We start from the raw sequence: 501 nt of genomic DNA, 5'->3' as shown, positions 1-501 counted from the left end.
GCGAACAGACAAAGCCGGTGAGCATTGTCGGCCTGCAGCCGGAAGAGGGCAGCAGCATTCCGGGGATTCGCCGCTGGCCGCAAGAGTATATGCCGGGGATTTTTAACGCCTCGCTGGTGGATCAGGTCCTTGATATTCATCAGCAGGACGCGGAGAACACCATGCGCCAGTTGGCGGTGCGGGAAGGGATTTTCTGCGGCGTCAGTTCAGGCGGGGCGGTCGCCGGGGCGCTGCGCATCGCCCGCGACAATCCTGGCGCGGTGGTGGTGGCGATCATCTGCGATCGCGGCGATCGCTATCTCTCAACCGGCGTTTTCGGTGAGGAACACTTTAGCCAGGGCGCGGGCATCTAATCATTGGATGACGGCCTCCATGTCAGGCATGGGGGCCGGTTAGGTTAGCGGGCGTATTTCGCCGTCAGCTTATCAAGAAACGCCCACAGCTGTTGATTCATGTCGCGGTAATCCCAGTGACGCATCTCATCTTCCGGGCGAATAAAGC

Annotated in this window: 1 protein-coding gene; it reads left to right on the top strand. The window is 60.3% G+C overall.

Annotated elements, in window-relative coordinates; genetic code table 11:
* Positions 1-353, top strand: a 353-nt coding sequence (locus tag AACX88_RS17635; RefSeq protein ID WP_339394151.1) for a pyridoxal-phosphate dependent enzyme, incomplete at its 5' end; no start/stop codon positions are given.
* Positions 354-501: the final 148 nt, after the last annotated feature.

The sequence above is a fragment of the Brevibacterium metallidurans genome, from assembly GCF_037101285.1.
GTDB classification, from domain to species: Bacteria; Actinomycetota; Actinomycetes; order Actinomycetales; family Brevibacteriaceae; genus Brevibacterium; species Brevibacterium metallidurans.
The sequence above is the reverse complement of the archived record's forward strand: the minus strand, read 5'-3'. Positions and strand labels throughout refer to the sequence as shown.